At 70.8% G+C, this 17,328-nt stretch carries 17 protein-coding genes and 1 pseudogene; 7 read left to right on the top strand and 11 right to left on the bottom strand.

Annotated features, from left to right (window positions below; all coding sequences use genetic code 11):
• Positions 1-19: 19 nt before the first annotated feature.
• Entirely contained in the window at positions 20-1,633 is a 1,614-nt protein-coding gene (locus tag OG226_RS06695; RefSeq protein WP_329348276.1) for a DHA2 family efflux MFS transporter permease subunit, read from the top strand.
• A gap of 75 nt (positions 1,634-1,708) precedes the next feature.
• Here the strand turns inward: OG226_RS06695 and OG226_RS06690 are convergent, their stop codons facing one another.
• Positions 1,709-2,398, bottom strand: a complete 690-nt coding sequence (locus OG226_RS06690) for a 2OG-Fe(II) oxygenase (RefSeq protein ID WP_328675790.1) — start codon at positions 2,396-2,398, stop codon at positions 1,709-1,711.
• Positions 2,399-2,427: 29 nt separating this feature from the next.
• Complete coding sequence (locus tag OG226_RS06685; RefSeq protein ID WP_328675789.1) at positions 2,428-2,925, bottom strand: methylated-DNA--[protein]-cysteine S-methyltransferase; 498 nt, start codon at positions 2,923-2,925, stop codon at positions 2,428-2,430.
• 137 nt (positions 2,926-3,062) lie between these two features.
• On the opposite strand from OG226_RS06685, the gene OG226_RS06680 reads away from it, so the two are divergent.
• Entirely contained in the window at positions 3,063-3,308 is a 246-nt protein-coding gene (locus OG226_RS06680; RefSeq protein ID WP_318020629.1) for a hypothetical protein, read from the top strand.
• Positions 3,309-3,311: 3 nt separating this feature from the next.
• A complete protein-coding gene (locus OG226_RS06675; protein ID WP_328675788.1) occupies positions 3,312-3,695 on the top strand; it encodes a toxin Doc in 384 nt (127 codons plus the stop codon).
• 200 nt (positions 3,696-3,895) lie between these two features.
• Here OG226_RS06675 and OG226_RS06670 read toward each other — a convergent pair.
• Positions 3,896-4,771, bottom strand: a pseudogene (locus OG226_RS06670) (helix-turn-helix domain-containing protein); the annotation flags it as partial.
• Between the two features lie 142 nt (positions 4,772-4,913).
• On the opposite strand from OG226_RS06670, the gene OG226_RS06665 reads away from it, so the two are divergent.
• On the top strand, positions 4,914-5,789 hold the full coding sequence (locus OG226_RS06665) for an oxidoreductase (RefSeq protein WP_328675787.1): 876 nt from the start codon (positions 4,914-4,916) through the stop codon (positions 5,787-5,789).
• Between the two features lie 393 nt (positions 5,790-6,182).
• Positions 6,183-7,826: an RICIN domain-containing protein gene (locus OG226_RS06660; RefSeq protein ID WP_329348275.1), complete on the top strand. Its 1,644-nt coding sequence runs from the start codon at positions 6,183-6,185 to the stop codon at positions 7,824-7,826.
• Here OG226_RS06660 and OG226_RS06655 read toward each other — a convergent pair.
• The 5 genes from OG226_RS06655 to OG226_RS06635 form a co-directional block, all read right to left on the bottom strand.
• The gene (locus OG226_RS06655) at positions 7,819-8,796 is read right to left on the bottom strand and encodes a 2-hydroxyacid dehydrogenase (protein ID WP_329348274.1); all 978 of its coding nucleotides are present in this window, start codon (positions 8,794-8,796) and stop codon (positions 7,819-7,821) included. The genes OG226_RS06660 and OG226_RS06655 overlap by 8 nt on opposite strands.
• Positions 8,797-8,845: 49 nt before the next feature.
• Positions 8,846-9,541: an alpha/beta fold hydrolase gene (locus OG226_RS06650; protein WP_329348273.1), complete on the bottom strand. Its 696-nt coding sequence runs from the start codon at positions 9,539-9,541 to the stop codon at positions 8,846-8,848.
• Positions 9,542-9,587: 46 nt separating this feature from the next.
• Complete coding sequence (locus OG226_RS06645; RefSeq protein ID WP_328675783.1) at positions 9,588-10,253, bottom strand: cyclase family protein; 666 nt, start codon at positions 10,251-10,253, stop codon at positions 9,588-9,590.
• The gene (locus OG226_RS06640) at positions 10,253-11,848 is read right to left on the bottom strand and encodes a purine-cytosine permease family protein (RefSeq protein ID WP_329348272.1); all 1,596 of its coding nucleotides are present in this window, start codon (positions 11,846-11,848) and stop codon (positions 10,253-10,255) included. The genes OG226_RS06645 and OG226_RS06640 overlap by 1 nt, the downstream gene beginning before the upstream one ends.
• Before the next feature lie 203 nt (positions 11,849-12,051).
• A complete protein-coding gene (locus tag OG226_RS06635) occupies positions 12,052-12,603 on the bottom strand; it encodes a hypothetical protein (RefSeq protein WP_328675781.1) in 552 nt (183 codons plus the stop codon).
• Between the two features lie 359 nt (positions 12,604-12,962).
• On the opposite strand from OG226_RS06635, the gene OG226_RS06630 reads away from it, so the two are divergent.
• A complete protein-coding gene (locus OG226_RS06630; RefSeq protein WP_328675780.1) occupies positions 12,963-13,400 on the top strand; it encodes a protease inhibitor in 438 nt (145 codons plus the stop codon).
• A 150-nt stretch (positions 13,401-13,550) separates the two neighbouring features.
• Here OG226_RS06630 and OG226_RS06625 read toward each other — a convergent pair whose 3' ends face one another.
• The gene (locus tag OG226_RS06625) at positions 13,551-13,916 is read right to left on the bottom strand and encodes an STAS domain-containing protein (protein WP_328675779.1); all 366 of its coding nucleotides are present in this window, start codon (positions 13,914-13,916) and stop codon (positions 13,551-13,553) included.
• A gap of 220 nt (positions 13,917-14,136) precedes the next feature.
• A complete protein-coding gene (locus tag OG226_RS06620) occupies positions 14,137-15,636 on the bottom strand; it encodes an MFS transporter (RefSeq protein WP_328675778.1) in 1,500 nt (499 codons plus the stop codon).
• Positions 15,637-15,760: 124 nt separating this feature from the next.
• Here OG226_RS06620 and OG226_RS06615 point away from each other — a divergent pair, with 124 nt between their 5' ends.
• On the top strand, positions 15,761-16,654 hold the full coding sequence (locus tag OG226_RS06615; protein WP_328675777.1) for an alpha/beta fold hydrolase: 894 nt from the start codon (positions 15,761-15,763) through the stop codon (positions 16,652-16,654).
• On the opposite strand, the gene OG226_RS06610 is transcribed toward OG226_RS06615, so the two are convergent.
• Positions 16,600-17,265, bottom strand: coding sequence for a TetR/AcrR family transcriptional regulator (locus OG226_RS06610; RefSeq protein ID WP_328675776.1), 666 nt, complete (start codon positions 17,263-17,265; stop codon positions 16,600-16,602). The genes OG226_RS06615 and OG226_RS06610 overlap by 55 nt on opposite strands.
• Positions 17,266-17,328 lie beyond the last annotated feature (63 nt).

Here is a 17,328-nt window from a genome sequence, read left to right as displayed (position 1 = left end):
GATGTAAGGAGTCGACATCGTGTTCAAGAAGTGGCACGGCAACCCCTGGGCGATCCTCATCACGCTCTCGCTCGGGTTCTTCATGACCCTCCTCGACCTGACGATCGTGAACATCGCGATCCCCCAGCTCGGCGAGGACCTCGGCGCGTCCCTGGACGAGATCCTGTGGATCGTCAACGCCTACACGCTGGCGCTGGCCGTCCTGTTGATCACCGGTGGGCGCCTCGGCGACCTGCGCGGCAAACGGAACCTGTTCGCCGCCGGAGTCACCGTCTTCACCCTGGCCAGTCTCGCCTGCGGCCTCGCGCAGGACCCGGCCCAGCTCATCGGGTTCCGCGCGGTGCAGGGGCTGGGCGCGGCGCTGCTGATGCCGCAGACCCTGTCGATCATCGCCGAGGTGTTCCCGGCCGACCGGCGCGGAGTCGCGATGGGCATCTGGGGCGCGGTGGCGGGGGTGTCCGGCGCACTCGGTCCGATCCTCGGCGGGGTGCTCATCACCCATCTGTCCTGGCGCTGGATCTTCTTCGTCAACCTGCCGATCGGCGCGCTGGTGCTCGTGCTCACCATGGCGATCATCCCGGGCTCCCGGCGCACGGTACGGCGCCGCTTCGACACCCTGGGCGTGACCCTCGCCTCAACTGCCCTGTTCTGCCTGGCGTTTGGGCTGACCGAGGGGCAACGGTACGACTGGAACGCCTGGATCTGGAGCCTGTTCGGTGCGGCCGTCGTCCTCTTCGCCGGCTTCCTGCTGCACGAGCGCGGACAGCAGAACGGCGAACCCCTGGTCCCCTTCTCGCTGTTCAAGGACCGCGACTTCAGCCTCATCAACTTCGTCGGCGTCACCGTGTCGTTCGGCGTCGTCGGGATGTTCCTGACGCTGACGATCTATCTGCAGTCCGTGCTCGGCTTCAGCGCGCAGAAGGCGGGGCTCGTGCTGTTGCCGGTGGCGCTCGGGTCGTTCGTCATGGCCGGGCCCGCGGGGGCGCTCGCGGACCGGGTCGGCGGCAAGTTCATCCTGATGGGTGGGTTGCTGGCCTGGGCGGGCGGACTGGTGTGGGTCGTCGGTGTCGCGGACGTCGGTACGGGGTGGTTGACCATCGCGTTCCCGTTGTTCCTCACGGGGTTGGGCGTCGGCTGCACGTTCGCGCCGATGGCCACGGAGGTCATGCGCAACGTCCCGCCCCGGCTCGCGGGCGCCGCGTCCGGAGTCACCAACGCGCTTCGGCAGGTCGGTTCGGTGCTCGCCGGTGCGGTGATCGGGGCCGTGCTCCAGGCCCGGCTCGCCTCTTCCCTGACCGAGCAGGCGCGGGCTCGGGCCGGTCAACTCCCCGTTGCCTACCGGGAGTCGTTCGTCGCCGCGTTCTCGAAGGCGGAGTCCGATGTCGGTGCCGGGCAGCAGGGGGGCGCGCCGGGCGGGGTTCCGCGGGGGGTTGCCGAGCGGATGCGGGTGCTTGGTGGTGAGGTGTTCGGGCACGGGTTCGTCCATGCGATGGGGCCCGCCGTGTATGTGGCCGTCGCCGTCCTGCTGGCCGGTGCGGTCGCTTGTCTCGCCGTACGGCGACACCGTGGGCCGTCCGGCAATCCGCATGCCTTGCCCATGTCCGAGCCGGAGTTGGAGGAAGCCGCGCGATGACCATCGGTGGCTGGGGGCTTTGGGGTACCCAGCTCGCCAGGGGCGCTGTCGTGCAACGGAGTTCATCGGTCGCCCTCAGGTCGCGTCGTGGAACACCAACCCCAACGCGTGACGCCTGCCGGAGCGTACGGTGCTCACCCCGTGTCTCATCGCCCCGGCCGACCAGCCGCGCTTCGTCCGTACCGGGCGGTCCCGCGTCGTGAAGACCAGGCCGTGGCCCTGCCGTAGAGGGGTCGCGGTGGCCCGGGACTGGGCGCGGGCCCGCTGTTCGACCATCAGGAACTCGCCGCCCGTGTAGTCGGTGCCGTACTCGCCGAGGCCGATCACGACCTGGAGCGGGAAGACCAACTCGCCGAAGACGTCGCGGTGGAGGGCGTTCCAGTCGCCCTCGCCGTAGCGGAGCAGGATCTGGGCCGAACGGTCCTGGCCGGACGCATGGCAGAGGGCGAGCCACTCGTCCAGGTCGTCCGGCCAGGGGGACGGGCGGTCCAGGCGGGCCGCCCAGTCCCGGGCGATCGGCAGCAGGCGTGGGTAGAGCGCGGAGCGCAGGGCGGCTACCGGTGCGGGCAGGTCGTGCGTGAAGTAGCGGTACTCGCCGGAGCCGAAGCGGTGCCGGGCCATGTCGACGGTGGTGCGGAACAGTTCCGGCTTCTCGTACAGCGCGGCCAGGTCGCGGCACTCGGCGGGTGCCAGCAGTCGAGCGGTCGGCGCGCTGCCGTACAGGTCCAACTCGGCGGTCAGAGCTGACCAGTTGGTGCCATCCATGACGACTTCCTCCGTATCCCTGTGGTCCGTCAGCCGAGCATCGGCTGCAACGCGCCCTCGTGGGTGAGGAGTTGGACCTTGCGATCGACCCCGCCGGCATAACCCCGCATCGAGCCGTCCGCGCCGATCACCCGATGGCACGGGCGCACCAGCAGGAGCGGGTTGGCGCCCAGGGCCGCGCCCAGGGCGCGGACTTCGGCGCGCGGAACGCCCAGGCGTTCGGCGAGGGCGCCGTATGTCGTCGTGGTGCCGTACGGGATGTCGTCGAGGGCCTGCCAGACCCGCTGCTGGAACTCCGTTCCCTCGGCGGCGAGGGGGAGTTCGAAGTGGGTGAGGTGTCCGGCGAAGTACGCGGACAGCTGGCGGGTGGCCTCGGTGAAGGCCTGGTCGTCGCGTTCCCGGTCGGCACCGATGGCCGGGTGGTCCGGCATGGTCAGGGAGATGAGGGTGGTGCCGTCGGCCGACTTCTCGCCGGTCAGGAGCAGCTCGCCCACGGGGCTGTCGGTGAGTGTGCAGATCGTGGTCATGGGAATGAGTCTGCTCCGGAATCGTGGCCGGGACCGGCGGGATTCGGACATGGAGCTGGGACCCGCTCGGTACCGTCGGGCGTAGCTCTTGACCTGGGGGTATTTACGGTCAAGTACCCGAGCGGTACCGTGTTGGCATGCCAGCTCTCAACGTGGAGTTCAGCGACCGCGAGCTAGAGGACCTGCGGCAGATCGCCAAGGAGCGCGGTACGTCGATGAAGGCTCTGGTGCGTGAGGCGGCCGCGGCCGACATAGCTCGCCACCGGGCGCTGCAGGAGGGTGCCGAGGCCTTCCGCCGGTTCTTCGCCACGCACGCCGACGAGTTCGCCGCCGCGTTCCCCGACGACGAACCGGCGGCCAAGGGCGAGGGGCGGGTCGCCTGACGCATGCCCGTCACTCCGGTCATCCATATCGACGTGCCCTGGCTGCTTCAGCGCCATGAGGAAGTCCTGCCGGACCAGCCCACCATCAACGACTTCTCGGCGTTGGTCGCGGCCGTGGCCCGACATCGCGTCGACCCGCCCCGCCTCGGCGTCGACTCCGACCCGGCCTGGCGGGCCGGCGCCCTCCTGCACACCCTCGCCCTGCTCAAGCCGCTGCCCTCGGCCAACGCCCGCTTCGCCTGCGCCACGGCCGTCGCCTACATGTTCGTGAGTGATGCCGGCATCGATCCGCCCTACGGCGCCCTCGTCGACCTCGCCCGCGACCTGATCTCCGGCAAGACGGATGTCTACGGCGCGGCGGACCGGCTGCGTTCCTGGCAGATCTGAGAGGCGGGCCTGACAGGTAGGTCCGTCTAGCGGTCCTCGTCGAGGCGGGCGATTTCGTTGCGCCCCAGCGGAGTTCCCTGCGGGGGCGCTTCGCTGGACGCGGGCCGGGTGTCGCCTTGGCGGGGTGCTTCGCCGGACGCCGTTCGCCGGTCGCCCCGACGGGAGGGCTCGCCGCCCGCCGCCCGTAGGTTTTGCTCGGAGGGCGTCTCGTCGGACGCGGTCCGTGCATCCTCCCGCCAGGGGGTCGCGCCGGATGCCGTCAGGCTGCCCAGCAGCCCCAGCAGTTCCGCGCTGCGGCTGCCCGGCTCGGCGTGGAAGACGACCAGGCTCAACGCGTTCGTACCCGGGATCTCGAACTTGTTCGACCGCAGCTCCAGGTCACCGACCAGCGGGTGGGTGAGGAGGCTGGTCCGGCCGAGCATGGGCCGTACCTCGTGGCGGCTCCACAGCAGCCGGAAGCGGTCGCTGCGCACGGACAGCTCGCCCACCAGCTCCACCAGCCGGGGTTCGTCGACGTCGGGGCCGATGTGACCGCGCAGGGTCGCCACGCCCTCGGCTGTCAACTCCTCCCAGTCGCGGCGCAGTTCACGCTCGGCGGGGTCGAGGAACACCGCCCGGAGGAGGTTCACGCCCGGTGTGTAGTTCGAGGACAGCGCCCGGCACAGCGCGTTGGCCGCGAGGCAGTCCGTGAACCGGTTCTGTACATACGCCGGGTGGCCGGACCAGGTGTCCAGCAGTTCGCGGACGCTCGTCGGTACCGCCTCGGGCCGCCTGACCCGCCGACGGGACACGGCCGGCCGCTCCGGCCGCGCGAGGCTCAGCAGATGGGCGGTCGCGGAGGCGTCCAGGCGCAGCACCCGGGCCAGTGCCTCCAGCACCTGCGCGGACGGGTTGCGGTCGCGGCCCTGCTCCAGCCGCAGGTAGTAGTCGGAGCTGATACCGGCCAGCAGGGCGACCTCCTCCCGGCGCAGCCCCGGCACCCGGCGCAGCCCGCCGCCGCTCAGGCCCACGTCCTCGGGCCGGACCCGCTCCCGGCGGGCCCGCAGAAACTCCCCGAGCGCGTTCATGTTGTCCACACCCACCACCGTAGGTCCGAATGCGCGGAGGTGCGTGTCCCTGTCACTACCAGGAACATCCGGGTACTGCCTGCCCGGCCGCGACAGGCACAGAGTCGATGGCAGGAAGCAGCACGTATCACCCATCGAAAGGCGCGCCATCATGGCCGACACCGTCTCCGGCGGCACCCTCACCCTCGCCGAGGGCCTCACCCTCACCCGCATGGGATACGGCGCCATGCAACTCGCCGGCCCCCAAGTCTTCGGCCCGCCGAAGGACCGCACCGAAGCGGTGGCCGTCCTCCGGGAGGCCGTCGAGCGGGGCATCACCCACATCGACACCAGCGACTTCTACGGCCCCGTCGTCGTCAACGAGATCATCCGGGAGGCCCTCCACCCCTACCCGGACGACCTGCACATCGTGACCAAGGTCGGCGCCCGGCGCGGCCCCGACGGCGGCTGGATCATGTCCCGGCACCCCGAGGACCTCAAGGCGCAGGTCCACGACAACCTCCGCAACCTCGGGCTCGACGCGCTCGACGTGGTGAACCTGCGGGTCGGTACCGATCACGGAGCCTACGAGGAGCCGATCGGGGAGGAGTTCGGGGCGCTCGCCGAACTGCGGAAGGCCGGGCTGATCCGGCACCTCGGGGTGAGCACGGTCTCCGCCGCCCAGCTGACCGAGGCCCAGGCCATCGCGCCGGTCGTCACCGTGCAGAACCTGTACAACCTGGCCAACCGGGAGGACGACGCCCTCGTCGAGCGGTGTGCCGCGGAGAACATCGCGTTCGCCGCGTACTTCCCGCTCGGCGGCTTCACCCCGCTGCAGTCGCGGACCCTGTCCGAGGTGGCCACGCGGCTGGACGCCTCGGCCCAACAGGTCGCCCTCGCTTGGCTGTTGCGGCGGTCGGCCAGCACCGTCCTGATCCCCGGCACCTCCTCCCGCGCGCATCTGCGGGACAACATCGCCGCCGCGGACCTGGTGCTGCCCGCCGACGCGATCGCCGAACTCGACACCATCGGTGGGGCCGCGGCCTGATGCGGGGGAGGGCGGGGGTGGGCCGCCCCCGCCCTCGGGGCCGCCGACCGAGGGCGGGAGGAGCAGGGTCGGCGGCCGTTTGGCGCGGGAGAGCCGCCGTCCAGCGCGTGGCCTCCGAGAAGGGCCGAACCCAGTGGACCGCGGTGAGCCGTGTGCCGGGAGCGTGCGTGACGCACCGGCGTGTGCGCATGGTTCACACGGGGCGCATGGAAAATCGAAAGTCGGTGCTGGTGAACCGAGTTGTCACCGCATCTGACTTTCTTTCAATGGTATGGAAGTTACCCAAGTGCCTTGTTGGGTCGAGTGGGTTGTGCAAGGGTGAAACACCCGCGCGGGGGCGAATGCCCGGGGCTCATTGGCCCGTTGATGAACCGAATCCGAGGAATCCACTCCGTGTCCATCCCGCATCCCCCTCGTCCTCCTTACCCGCCGCCGGACGGCGGGGCCCCCGAGGAATCCGACGAGACCCTGGCCGCACGGCTGCGGGGCCGTCCGGAGGACGAGGCCGCTCATTCCGTCGCGCTGCTCATGGCGCGGCACTGGCGGCCGGTCGAGGATTACGCGGGCATCTGTCTCGCCGCCGAGGGGGCCGTGCCAGCCATGGCCGCGGCGGCCGCCTTCCACCGGGTGTTCGACCGGCTGACGTTCGGCGAACACGGTGTGGCGCTGCGGCCCCGGCTGCTGCTGACCGTGCGCGACACGATCCGGGAGTGGTCGACGGAAGAGCGGATATCCAGTGTTGTTCCCGACCTGGAGAATCCGTCCGGGGGCCGCGCCATGCGTGCCGCGAAGTCCATGACGCCCGAGAATCGCAAGCTCGCCGAGCGGTCTTTCCAGACTCTTCCGCCGTTCGCCCAGTGTCTGCTGTGGCACACCGAGGTCGAGGCCGAGTCGATAACCGTGCCGGCGGCCCTGCTCGGCATGGATACCGACAACGCGTCGGCCGCTCTCCAGCAGGCACACGAAAAATTCCGCGAAGGCTGTGTACGCGCCCACCGGGAACTCGCGCCGACCCAGGATTGCCGCTTCTACAACCGTCTCCTCGACGTCCCGATTCGGCGCGGCGGCGGACTGCTGCCGGATGTCCAGCAGCATCTCGCCCAGTGCCGCTACTGCCGTTTCGCCGCCGAACAACTCAGCTATTTCGAAGGCGGGTTGGGTGTCCTCCTCGCCGAGGCCGTGCTCGGCTGGGGAGCCCGCCCCTACCTCGCCTCGCGTCCGGGCCGTGCCGGTCGCGACGCGCGGGCCAGGACCGCCTCCCGGCACGGTGGACACACCGGCGGCAGCACGGGTCGGCATCGGCTGCTGTCCCGGATCCCCGCACCCGGCCGCCGTCTCGTGGACGCGGCTCGGGCGGCCCGGGCGGAACGGTCGTCCCGATCGCTGTTCGTCGGCGTCGGTCTGATCGGTGCCGGGGTCCTCGCGACGGTGTGCGCCGTCGTCCTGTGGCCGGACAGCGGCGGTGGCGCCGAAGGTCCCGTCGCGTCCAGCACCACGAACAGCGGCTCCGGACACGTGTCGTCGACGGCACCCGGCACGGCCCGGCTCCCCACGGCACCCCAGCAGACGCGGCTGCACAACGCCGCCGCCGACCTGTGCCTCGACATCCAGGGCACCGCGAAGGCCGGCGCCGGCGTCGTCCTGGCGGTGTGCTCGTCCGCCGGGACCCAGGAGTGGTCGTACGACACCGACGGGCTGCTGCGCAGTGTGTCGAGCCCGGGGCTGTGCCTGGACTCGCACGCGGACGCCGGTGTCGTCGTCCTCGGCACCTGCGCCGACGCGAAGTCCGAGCGCGGCAACGACGTCCGCTACGACCTCACCGTGCAGGGCGAGTTGCTGCCCCGCTGGAACTCGGACCTCGCGCTCACCTCCACCACCAAGGACCCGGGCGCCGACATCGTCCTCAAGGTCCGCGACGGCTCCACCGCGCAACGCTGGCTGACCGACTCGGTGACGGCCAGCCCCGGTTCGCTGTCGATCGCCGGCACGGGAGCCCCGGCACCGCGCCCCGCGAAGATCGCGGACCGCCTCAACTGACCACATCGGACGGCGACGTGCCGGTCAGGTAACCGGCGGCGTTCTGTACGGCGGCCAGTGCGATCCGGAGCACCGTCTCCCGGGTCACGCCTCCGACGTGCGGCGAGAGCACCACGTTCGGGGCCTTGAGCAACCGCAGGGCCGGGGTGGGTGGTTCGGGGTCGAAGACGTCCAGGCCGGCACCCGCGAGGGCGCCCGCTTCGAGAGCGTCCGCGAGGGCGTCCTGGTCGATCAGGGCGCCCCGCGCGGTGTTGATCACGAACGCGCTCGGCTTGAGCAGCGCGAGCCGCTCCGCGTTCAGGAGATGCCGGGTCTCGGCGGTCAGCGGGGTGTGCAGGGTGACGTAGTCGGAGAGGCGCAGCAGTTCGTGGAGCGGGACGTGCCGGGCGCCGCCGAGGCGGGCGGTCGTCTCCTCGGGGACGGGGCGTCGGCCGGCGTAGACGACGGTCATGTCGAACGCGGACGCGCGGCGGGCGACTTGCTGTCCGATGGCGCCCAGTCCGACGATGCCGAGCGTCTTGCCGGACAGTTCGGTCAGTGAGCGTTGCAGGCGGGGGAGCGCCCAGTCGCCCTCGACGAGTGCGGTGTGCGCGGGGACGAGCTGCTTGGCCAGCGCCAGCATCAGGGCGAAGGTCTGCTCGGCCACGTTCTGTGCCTCGGCACCGCTGGAACCGATGGTGCAGACGACGACCCCTCGGGCGCGGGCGGCCTCCAGGTCGACGTAGTCGAAGCCGTGACTCGCGCACTGCACCAGCTCCAACTCCGGTGCCGCGGCGAGGTGTTCGGCACTCACCGGGGAGAGCGCGGTGATGACGACATGCGCCGCGCGCAGCGCCTGCGGGTCCTCGTCGACGGTCTCTACGACGGTGACGTCCACCCCGTCGGGCAGCAGCGTCGCGAGTCCGGCTCCCGCGGTTCGGCCGCCCATGTGGGGTGGGACGACGGCCAGGACGTTCTTCGTGGAGGGCATACGAAATCCTCGTCGGGTGGGGGGAGGCAGGCGGGCGGCCGTGTCTGCGTCAGGACCGGGTGGCGGACTCGACCAGTATCCGGGCCAGTTCGCGCGGCCGGGAGAACATCGGCCAGTGGCCCGTGTCCATCCGGACCAGCTCCCAGCGCCCGCTCGCGACCAGTTCGTCCGCCGGGGCCGGCAACTCGTCGCCGTCGAGCAGGCACTTGACGTAGGTGGCCGGGAGATCGGCCAACGGGTGCGCCAGGACCGCCGGTTCGGTGAGGGTGGCACCCGGGTGCGGGGTCCCGTCGGTGACCATGCGGGCGATCTGCTCGTCCGTGAGGTCCTGGCCCGCGTAGTCGGCCGGGTCCAGGGGCGGCCAGTAACCGCCGTTCCCGGCGAGGGACTTCCTGACGTGGTCGCTCGGGAAGCCGTCCAGGGCCGTCTCCCCGTCGACCGGCACGCCCGAGTCGACGAACACCACCCGGGCCAGCCGGTCGCCGATCCGCTCCGCGGCTTGACCGACAGGCACACCGGAGTAGCTGTGTCCGACCAGGACGACGTCCCGCAGGTCGAGGCGCTCGACCTCGTCGACGATGTCCTGGACATGGGTCTGCTGTCCGGCCGGAACCCCCTGCTTCTCCGCGAGCCCGGACAGGGTCAGCGCATACGCCTCGTGCCCCGCCGCGCGCAGCTCGGGCACCACCTCGTCCCATGCCCACGCGCCGAGCCACGCGCCCGCCACCACCACGAATCGAGTCATGATCCCAACGTAACCGCCGGGTCTGACAACGACCTTCCGGAGGTGATCAGACCGCCCGTGCCACGGCCCGCACCGGCGCACCGTCCGCGCCCGGCAGCCGCAGCGGGAACAGGAACAGTTCCACGTCCGCGACGCCCACCAGCTGTTCCAGACCCGTGAGGTTCTCGGCGATCACCCCGCCCGCGCCGCACAGCACCCGGTGGGCGGGCAGCCCGAAGTCGGCCGTCTCGTCGCCGGGTTGGGGCGTCGGGTCGACACTCAGCGCGTCGACCGCGACCGTACGGACCCCTGCCGCGACGAGCGCCTCGGCCGCCTCCGGGGTGAGCCACGGGTGGGCGAGGTAGTGGTCGGAGCCCCAGTGCGCCGACCAGCCCGTGGCCAGCAGAACGAGGGACCCCGGCCTCAACTGCCGCAGCGCGGGCGCCAGTAGGGCGGGGGTGATCGGCGCGCGGTCCGGCAGCCCCCGTACGTCGGCCACCACCGCGTGCCCGGCGAAGCGCTCCAGGGGCAGTTCGTCGAGGCGGGGCCACGCGTCGTCCACGTGGTAGGGGGCGTCGACATGCGTGCCCGACTGCGAACCCAGGTGCAGCTGAAGGACGTTGACGCCGTCCCGGGGTGCGCGCAGGGCGGGGGAGACCTCGACGGCCGGGTCACCGGGATACACGGGCATCCCGGTGACGACGGGCACCGACAGGTCGATCCAGGCCGGCATCAGTTGCTCGCGGCGGCCGGTGCGGGTGCCTCGGCCGCCGACCCGGGGCCGGTGATCGGCGGCACGGGGGCCTCGACGGTACGGGCCAGCCGCGCCCCCTCAGGCCCGTACGCGGCCCGGGGTTCGGGGAACAGCCGGAGCAGGCTGAGGAACAGCACGGCGGCCACCGCCAGCGACAGGGGGAGGCTGATGTCGACGCCGTTGGCCAGGTCGCCGAGCGGGCCGACGAACTGTCCCGGGATGTCGGTGAACAGCACACCGACGACGGCGGCCACCCACCAGGCGGTCATGCCGCGCCAGTTCCAGCCGTGCGCGAACCAGTAACACCCGCCGCGCTGACGGCGGTTGAAGACCTGGAGCGCGTCCGGGTCGTACCAGCCGCGGCGGGTGTAGAAGCCCAGCATCATCACGACCATCCAGGGTGTCGTACAGGTGATGATCATCGTGGCGAACGTGGAGATCGACTGCACGAGGTCGAAGCCGAAGCGCCCGACGAAGATGAACGCGATCGACAGCACCCCGACGAGGAACGTCGCCTGCACCCGCGACAGGCGCGGGAAGACCGACGAGAAGTCGAGCCCGGTGCCGTAGAGCGAGGTCGTGCCCGTCGACATGCCGCCGATCAGGGCCAGCAGACAGACCGGCAGGAAGAACCAGCTCGGCGAGATCGCGAGGAGTCCGCCCACGAAGTTCGGGGCGGCCGGGTCGACGTACTTGGGGGCCTTCGTGGCGATGATGCTCGCGGTCGCCAGGCCGAAGACGAATGGCAGCAGGGTCGCTATCTGGGAGAGGAACGCGGCCCCGACTACTTTGCGGCGCGGGGTGTTCGCCGGGATGTAGCGCGACCAGTCGCCGAGGAACGCGCCGAACGACACCGGGTTGGAGAGCACGATCAGCGCGGCGCCGATGAAGGACGGCCAGAACAGCGACTGGGTCGCCGCGTCCGCGGAGGACGTGAAGACACCGGCGTACGACGGGTCGAAGTCACCGGCGAAGGCGATCGCGCCGAGCAGGAACAGGATCGTCGCGGAGGTCACGGCGATCTTGTTGACGAACAGCATGAACCGGAAGCCGTAGACGCAGACCGCGAGGACCAGGACCGCGAACAGCGCGTACGCGACGACATAGGAGAGCGTGCTCTGTTCCAGGCCGAAGAGGCGGTGCGCGCCGCCGACCAGGGCGTCGCCGGAGCTCCACACCGAGATGGAGAAGAAGGCGACCGCCGTGAGGAGGGACAGGAACGAGCCGACGACCCGGCCGTGCACGCCGAGGTGCGCGGAGGAGGCGACCGCGTTGTTCGTGCCGTTGACCGGGCCGAACACCGCCATCGGGCACAGGATCAGCGCGCCGACGACGACTCCCAGGAGCGTGGCCGCGAGGCCCTGCCAGAAGGAGAGGCCGAACAGGATCGGGAAGGCACCCAGCACACAGGTGGAGAAGGTGTTGGCACCGCCGAACGCGACCCGGAACAGGTCGAGCGGGGAGGCGGTGCGGTCCGCGTCGGGGATGCGCTCGACGCCGTAGGTCTCGACCTCGGTCAGGGACTGGCTCGGCGCGGCGGGGGAGGGGGCGGGCTGCTCGGACGATGGGGACACGGGGGCTCCAGCGGGGGACGGCGGTGGAGCGCGTTGTAGCGCGGTGGCGGAGGGGACGGCCGTTCACGCGCGCGGGGTGGGCGGGATGAACGGATGCCGTCCTCAGGAGGTCTGCCGACGTTATGGCCGGCCGGGACACCCGCACCAGAGGACGGTTCATCCATCTTCCGTGCCGTGGGTGGAGGAATCATCCACCGCTGTTCCTATGCGGTGTCGCCCGGGGCGTCCTCCGGTTCGGCGTCGGGGCCCTGGGCGCGGACCCGCTGGACGTGTTCGAGGGAGTCGCGCAGTTCGCCGAGCCAGTCGTCGGTGTGGCGCTGGACGAGGCGGACGCACCAGGCGAGCGCGTCGCTGCGGCTGCGGGCCACGCCGGCGGCGATGAGGGTGTCGAGGACCTGGCGCTCGGGCTGGCGCAGCCGGGTCATGACGGGCGCGGCGATGTGCGTGAACAGGGACCGCTCCCCGGCGCACTCCACCCCCCACGAGACCTTCCTGCGGAACCGGTGCTCGGCCTCGCGCGCGAGGGCGATCCGGGTCTCCCGGGTGCGCTCGCGGAACTCCTGGACCCGGCCCTGGACGGCCGACTCCCGCTCGGCGTCCGAGACACCCTCGGCGAGCTTGGGCGCGGGGATGCGGCCGATGACGGTGACCTCCTCGCGGTCGACCGTGACCTCGACCAGCTCGTCGAACAGGTCGTCGGGCAGACGGCCGGTGAACCAGCCGCGAAGCTTCTCCTGCTGCTCTGTCGTAATCATGTAATGACGATTACTCGCGAGCAGAACGAACGCAAGGGGCTGCGGCGGAGTGCGCCGAGAGCTGAAGCGGAATGTTTCGGGACTGTTTCAGGACGATTGGCGAGCACGGGTAAACCGGCCATCCGGCCCGCTCCGACGATCAAGAACCCCATGGTTGCGGGGTTCGCACGTTCGAATTCCGTGACTTCGCGCCACTGATTCAACACGCAAGGTTACTGAAACCTGTGGGTGGGATGTGAGTTTCCGCGACGGACTCGGCAGAGTGGCGCCCGCCGGTCCGGCACCGACCGAGCGGGACCGGCACCTCCTCGAACCGATCGGTTCACGATCGGTTCGTATCGAGCGGAAGGATGCACACAATGCGGAACACCGCGCGCTGGGCAGCGACCCTGGGTCTGACGGCCACCGCCGTCTGCGGACCCCTGACCGGGTCCGCCCTCGCCGCCCACGGAGCCGGCCCGGCCGCGCTCTACGCCCCCTCGGCCCTGGTGCTCACCATGGGCCACGGCGACGACGCCGCCCTCGCCACACCGGAACGCGCGGTGACCCTCACCTGCGCGCCCACCTCCTCCGGCACCCACCCGGCCGCGGCCGAGGCCTGCGCCGAACTGCGCGGCGTCGGGGGCGACTTCGACGCCCTCACGGCCCGGGACGACGTGCTCTGCAACAAGCTCTACCGCCCCGTCGTCGTCACCATCGACGGTGTCTGGCAGGGCAGACGCGTCTCCTACGAGCGCGTCTTCTCCAACGAGTGCGTGAAGGACTCCTACGGACACGGAGGCGTCTTCACGTTCTGAGAGACCGGGGCCGTGTCGTCTCCGTGAGCACCAGGGAGGGGCCGTGGCTGGGGAGTGCGTACCCCTTGTCACGGAGTACCGCGGTCCCGCACCAGGGGCCGGCCGGGCGGTGTGGGGTCGCCCGAGCCGGCCCCTGTCGTCGTCCGTCCGCTAGGCCTGCGAAGGCAGCACACGCAGCGGTGGAAAACGGCCGAGCAGCCCCGAGGCACGCAAAAGCCGGTCGATCCGCGGCCCGTCGGACACCACGCGCAGCCGCCCGCCACGTTCCCTGGCCCGCCGCTCGGCCCGGCACAGCACCCGCAGCCCCGAGCAGTCCAAGAACTCGACGGGCCGCAGATCAACCAGCACGTCGGGCTCCTCGACCGCCGTCGCGGCGTCCAGATGTTCTACGACGAAGCCGGCCGTCGCCATGTCTATCTCGCCCGAGACCTCGACCACCGTGAAGCGGCCCCTGGACCGCGTACGGGCACAGGAGTTGGCCGCGGGACTGTCGCGTTCGTCCGCTTCCGCTGTCATGGCCGCTCCACCTCGGCACGGGGCGCATTCGGTCTCGGTAGTTACCCCGGAGGAGCCCCGGGCATCCCCGACACGCCGTGCGCAAGATCTGGTTCACTCGACATGGTGAACTTCGGTCAGAAAGGTTGACTTTCTGTCGATAGGCCAGTGAAGAGGGGCCGCCGTCTCCCTGTGGACGGCGGCCCCTCGGTCTGTGCGGCTCAGGCTCGGGCGGAGCCGGTCACATGTGGACGACCGGTGCGGCGTCGGCGTCCTGCTGCGGAACCCCGCGGCGGTAGAGCGCCAGCGCGATCAGCGTGCCCGCGGCGAAGAAGCCCGCCGACCACCAGAACGCGGTGGTGTAGCTCTCGATCGTCGCCTGCGCCTGGACCAGCTTGCTGGACGCGTCCTTCCCGGCCAGGTAGTCCGTCGCGGCGCTCGCGGCCAGCGTGTTCAACAGCGCCGTACCGATCGAACCGCCCACCTGCTGCATGGCGTTGACCGTCGCCGAGGCGACACCCGCGTCCTCCGCGGCCACACCGCCCGTGGCGAGCTGCATCGCCGGCGGCATCACCATGCCGAGACCCGCGCCGATCACGATCAGCTGCGGCAGGACGTGCGTCGCGTAGGACGAGGTGGTCCCGATGTCGGTCAGCCAGGCCATGCCGACCATGGCGATGGCGAAGCCCAGCGGAATGATGACCTTCGGGCCGAGGCGCGGTACGAGCACCGTGGTGCCGATCTGCGCCATGACCATCAGGGCGCCGATCATCGGCAGGAACGCGACACCGGTCTTGGTCGGGCTGAAGCCCAGGTTCAGCTGCAGGTAGTAGGTGAGGAAGAGGAACACACCGAACATGCCCGCACCGGTGATCAGCACGGCGAGGAACGAGGCGCCCCGGTTGCGGTCGAGCAGGATGCGCAGCGGCAGCAGCGGGTGCGCGGCGCGGTTCTGCCACCAGGTGAAGGCCGCGAGCAGTACGACGCCCACGATCAGGAAGCCCCAGGTCTGCGGTGAACTCCAGTCGTGCGTCTCGGCGTTGGAGAAGCCGTAGACGAGGGAGAACAGACCACCGGCGACCAGGACCGTGCCCGGCACGTCCAGCTTGGAGCCCGCGGCGTCACGGTGGTTGCTGAGCAGGACCCAGCCGCCCGCGAAGGCGACGAAGGCGATGGCGACGTTCACGTAGAGCGTCCAGCGCCAGTCGAAGGCGTCGGTCAGCACACCGCCGAGCAGCAGACCCACCGCGCCGCCTGCGCCGGCGATGGCGCCGTAGACGCTGAAGGCCCGGGCGCGCTCACGGGCGTCGGTGAAGGTCGTGTTGAGCAGGGACAGCGCGGCCGGCGCGAGCAGCGCGCCCGCGACACCCTGGAGGGCGCGTGCGGTGACCAGCATCTCGAAGCTGGTGGCGGCGCCGCCGAGCGCGGAGGCGGCGGCGAATCCGACGACACCGGCGAGGAAGGCGGTCTTACGGCCGAACAGGTCGGCGATGCGGCCGCCGAGCAGCAGCAGCGAGGCGAACGCGAGGGCGTACGCGGTGACGATCCACTGCCGGTTGCCGTCGGAGAAGCCGAGGTCCTTCTGGGCCGACGGCAGGGCGATGTTCACGATGGTGGCGTCGAGGACCACCATCAACTGTGCGATGGCGACGATCGCGAGGATCCACCACCGCTTGGAGGACGCGGACTGCGTCTCCCCGGCACCCGACCGGGTGTCTTCGGTCAATGTCTTCTGGGACATCGGGAACCACTCCAGGGAAGTCGTTCGGGGTTTACCAAAATGTAAACGAAACGGTTTCGTACACATCGGAGAGTAGACCACTTTCTGCGAAACGGCAACGTTTCGCAGAGGGCGGGGAGCAGGCGTGCGCAGTGGCGTGTTCGAGGTCGATGGGGCCGGGCTGTACTACGAGGTGCGTGGCAGCGGCCCGGCGCTGTTGATGATCGGCGGGGCCGGAGGAGACGCCGGCTACTGCTCCGGCATCGCCGAGACCCTTTCCGACGCATTCATGGTGATCTCGTACGACCGGCGCGGCAACTCGCGGAGTTCCGGCAGGTCACGGACGCCGATGGAACTCGACGTGCAGGCCGCCGACGCCCGCGCGCTTGTCGACGGCCTGGCCGGCGGGCGGGCCCTGGTCTTCGGCAACAGTGGCGGCGCGATCATCGGCCTCACGCCGGCCGCGCGGCACCCGGAGGCGATGGCGGGCCTCATCGCCCATGAACCGCCCGCCGTGAACGTCCTGCCCGACGGCGACCCGGGCCGCGACCTCCTCGCCGACCTGGCCGCACTGTACGAGCCGGGCGGGGCACCCGCGGCGGGCCGCCGGTTCGCGGAGACGATCCGCGGCGAGGGAACGTACCGCTGGCCCGCCGACCTCTGGAAGCGGTTCCTCGGCAACCAGGACCACCTCTTCGGCACGGAGCGGCCCGGCTTCACCGCCTTCCGGCTCGACGGGACCGCGCTCAAGTCGGCCCCGTTTCCTGTCGTGTTGGGGGTGGGCGCGGAGGGTCGCGATACTGGATACGCCCTGCCGTCGATTGAGATCACCCGTCGGATCGGGGTGCCGTGGCTCGAATTCCCCGGCATCCACATGGAGTTCCTGCGCAACCCGTCCCAATTCGCCGCTGCTGTAAGGGTGTTGGCGACCGGGATGCACAGCCGCACGGGCGACGTCCCGCACCTCTGGCAGGGCGGCACCGCTCAGCGAGGCCCGAGCAGTTCCGCGACCAGCACCCGCCGCAGCCAAGCCCGGTAGGCGTCCGGCGTCCAACCCCGGTGCCTGCGCAGGAGTTGATGCGTGTGCGGTGAGGCGAGGGCGTAGAGCGTGTCGGCGGCGGTGCGCGCGTCGAGGCCCGGGCGGAGGGCTCCGCGCTCCTCAAGTGCCGTGGTCAGGGCCAGATGTACGCCGTAGGTCGCCTCGGCACCGGCGTCCGCCGACGCCCGCATGTCCGGGTCGGCGCCGGCCGCCTCGACGGTCACCATGATCAGGTCACCGGCCCGTTCCAGCAGGTCGGTCATCTGGTCGACGGCGCGGCCGATCGCCCGCTCGGGGTCGGGCTCGTCCCGGATCGCCAGGGTCTCGGGGCGCTCCGGTACGGCGACCGGCTCCTCGTCACCGGTGAGCGTGACGCCCAGGGTGTGCCCGAACAGTGCGGCCTTGGTGGGGAACGCGTCGTACAGCGTGCGCTCGCCGACACCGGCCAGCGCCGCCACCTCCTTCATCCGCGTGCCCGTGTATCCGTTCTCCGTGAAGAGGCGGGCGGCTGCTTCCCGGATGCGGGTGCGGGTCGCCTCCGCGGCCTCGGCTCGCTTGGCCGAGCGGTACGGCCTCTTGTGGTCGCTCTTCTGGTTGACGGGGTCGGACATGGGGAGGAGTCTAGAAGAAAATAGCCGCAGTGGCACTGCGGTGAAATGAATCACGGCGTGAGA

This window comes from Streptomyces sp. NBC_01261 (assembly GCF_036226385.1).
Classification (GTDB): Bacteria; Actinomycetota; Actinomycetes; order Streptomycetales; family Streptomycetaceae; genus Streptomyces.
This window is presented reverse-complemented; position numbering and strand designations above follow the sequence as displayed.

Coding starts and splice junctions, on each gene's coding strand:
- OG226_RS06690 (WP_328675790.1), bottom strand. CDS start 2,398: ATGGATGGCACCAACTGGTCAGCTCTGACCGCCGAGTTGGACCTGTAC.
- OG226_RS06685 (WP_328675789.1), bottom strand. CDS start 2,925: ATGACCACGATCTGCACACTCACCGACAGCCCCGTGGGCGAGCTGCTC.
- OG226_RS06680 (WP_318020629.1), top strand. CDS start 3,063: ATGCCAGCTCTCAACGTGGAGTTCAGCGACCGCGAGCTAGAGGACCTG.
- OG226_RS06675 (WP_328675788.1), top strand. CDS start 3,312: ATGCCCGTCACTCCGGTCATCCATATCGACGTGCCCTGGCTGCTTCAG.
- OG226_RS06665 (WP_328675787.1), top strand. CDS start 4,914: ATGGCCGACACCGTCTCCGGCGGCACCCTCACCCTCGCCGAGGGCCTC.
- OG226_RS06655 (WP_329348274.1), bottom strand. CDS start 8,796: ATGCCCTCCACGAAGAACGTCCTGGCCGTCGTCCCACCCCACATGGGC.
- OG226_RS06650 (WP_329348273.1), bottom strand. CDS start 9,541: ATGACTCGATTCGTGGTGGTGGCGGGCGCGTGGCTCGGCGCGTGGGCA.
- OG226_RS06645 (WP_328675783.1), bottom strand. CDS start 10,253: ATGCCGGCCTGGATCGACCTGTCGGTGCCCGTCGTCACCGGGATGCCC.
- OG226_RS06635 (WP_328675781.1), bottom strand. CDS start 12,603: ATGATTACGACAGAGCAGCAGGAGAAGCTTCGCGGCTGGTTCACCGGC.
- OG226_RS06630 (WP_328675780.1), top strand. CDS start 12,963: ATGCGGAACACCGCGCGCTGGGCAGCGACCCTGGGTCTGACGGCCACC.
- OG226_RS06625 (WP_328675779.1), bottom strand. CDS start 13,916: ATGACAGCGGAAGCGGACGAACGCGACAGTCCCGCGGCCAACTCCTGT.
- OG226_RS06620 (WP_328675778.1), bottom strand. CDS start 15,636: ATGTCCCAGAAGACATTGACCGAAGACACCCGGTCGGGTGCCGGGGAG.
- OG226_RS06610 (WP_328675776.1), bottom strand. CDS start 17,265: ATGTCCGACCCCGTCAACCAGAAGAGCGACCACAAGAGGCCGTACCGC.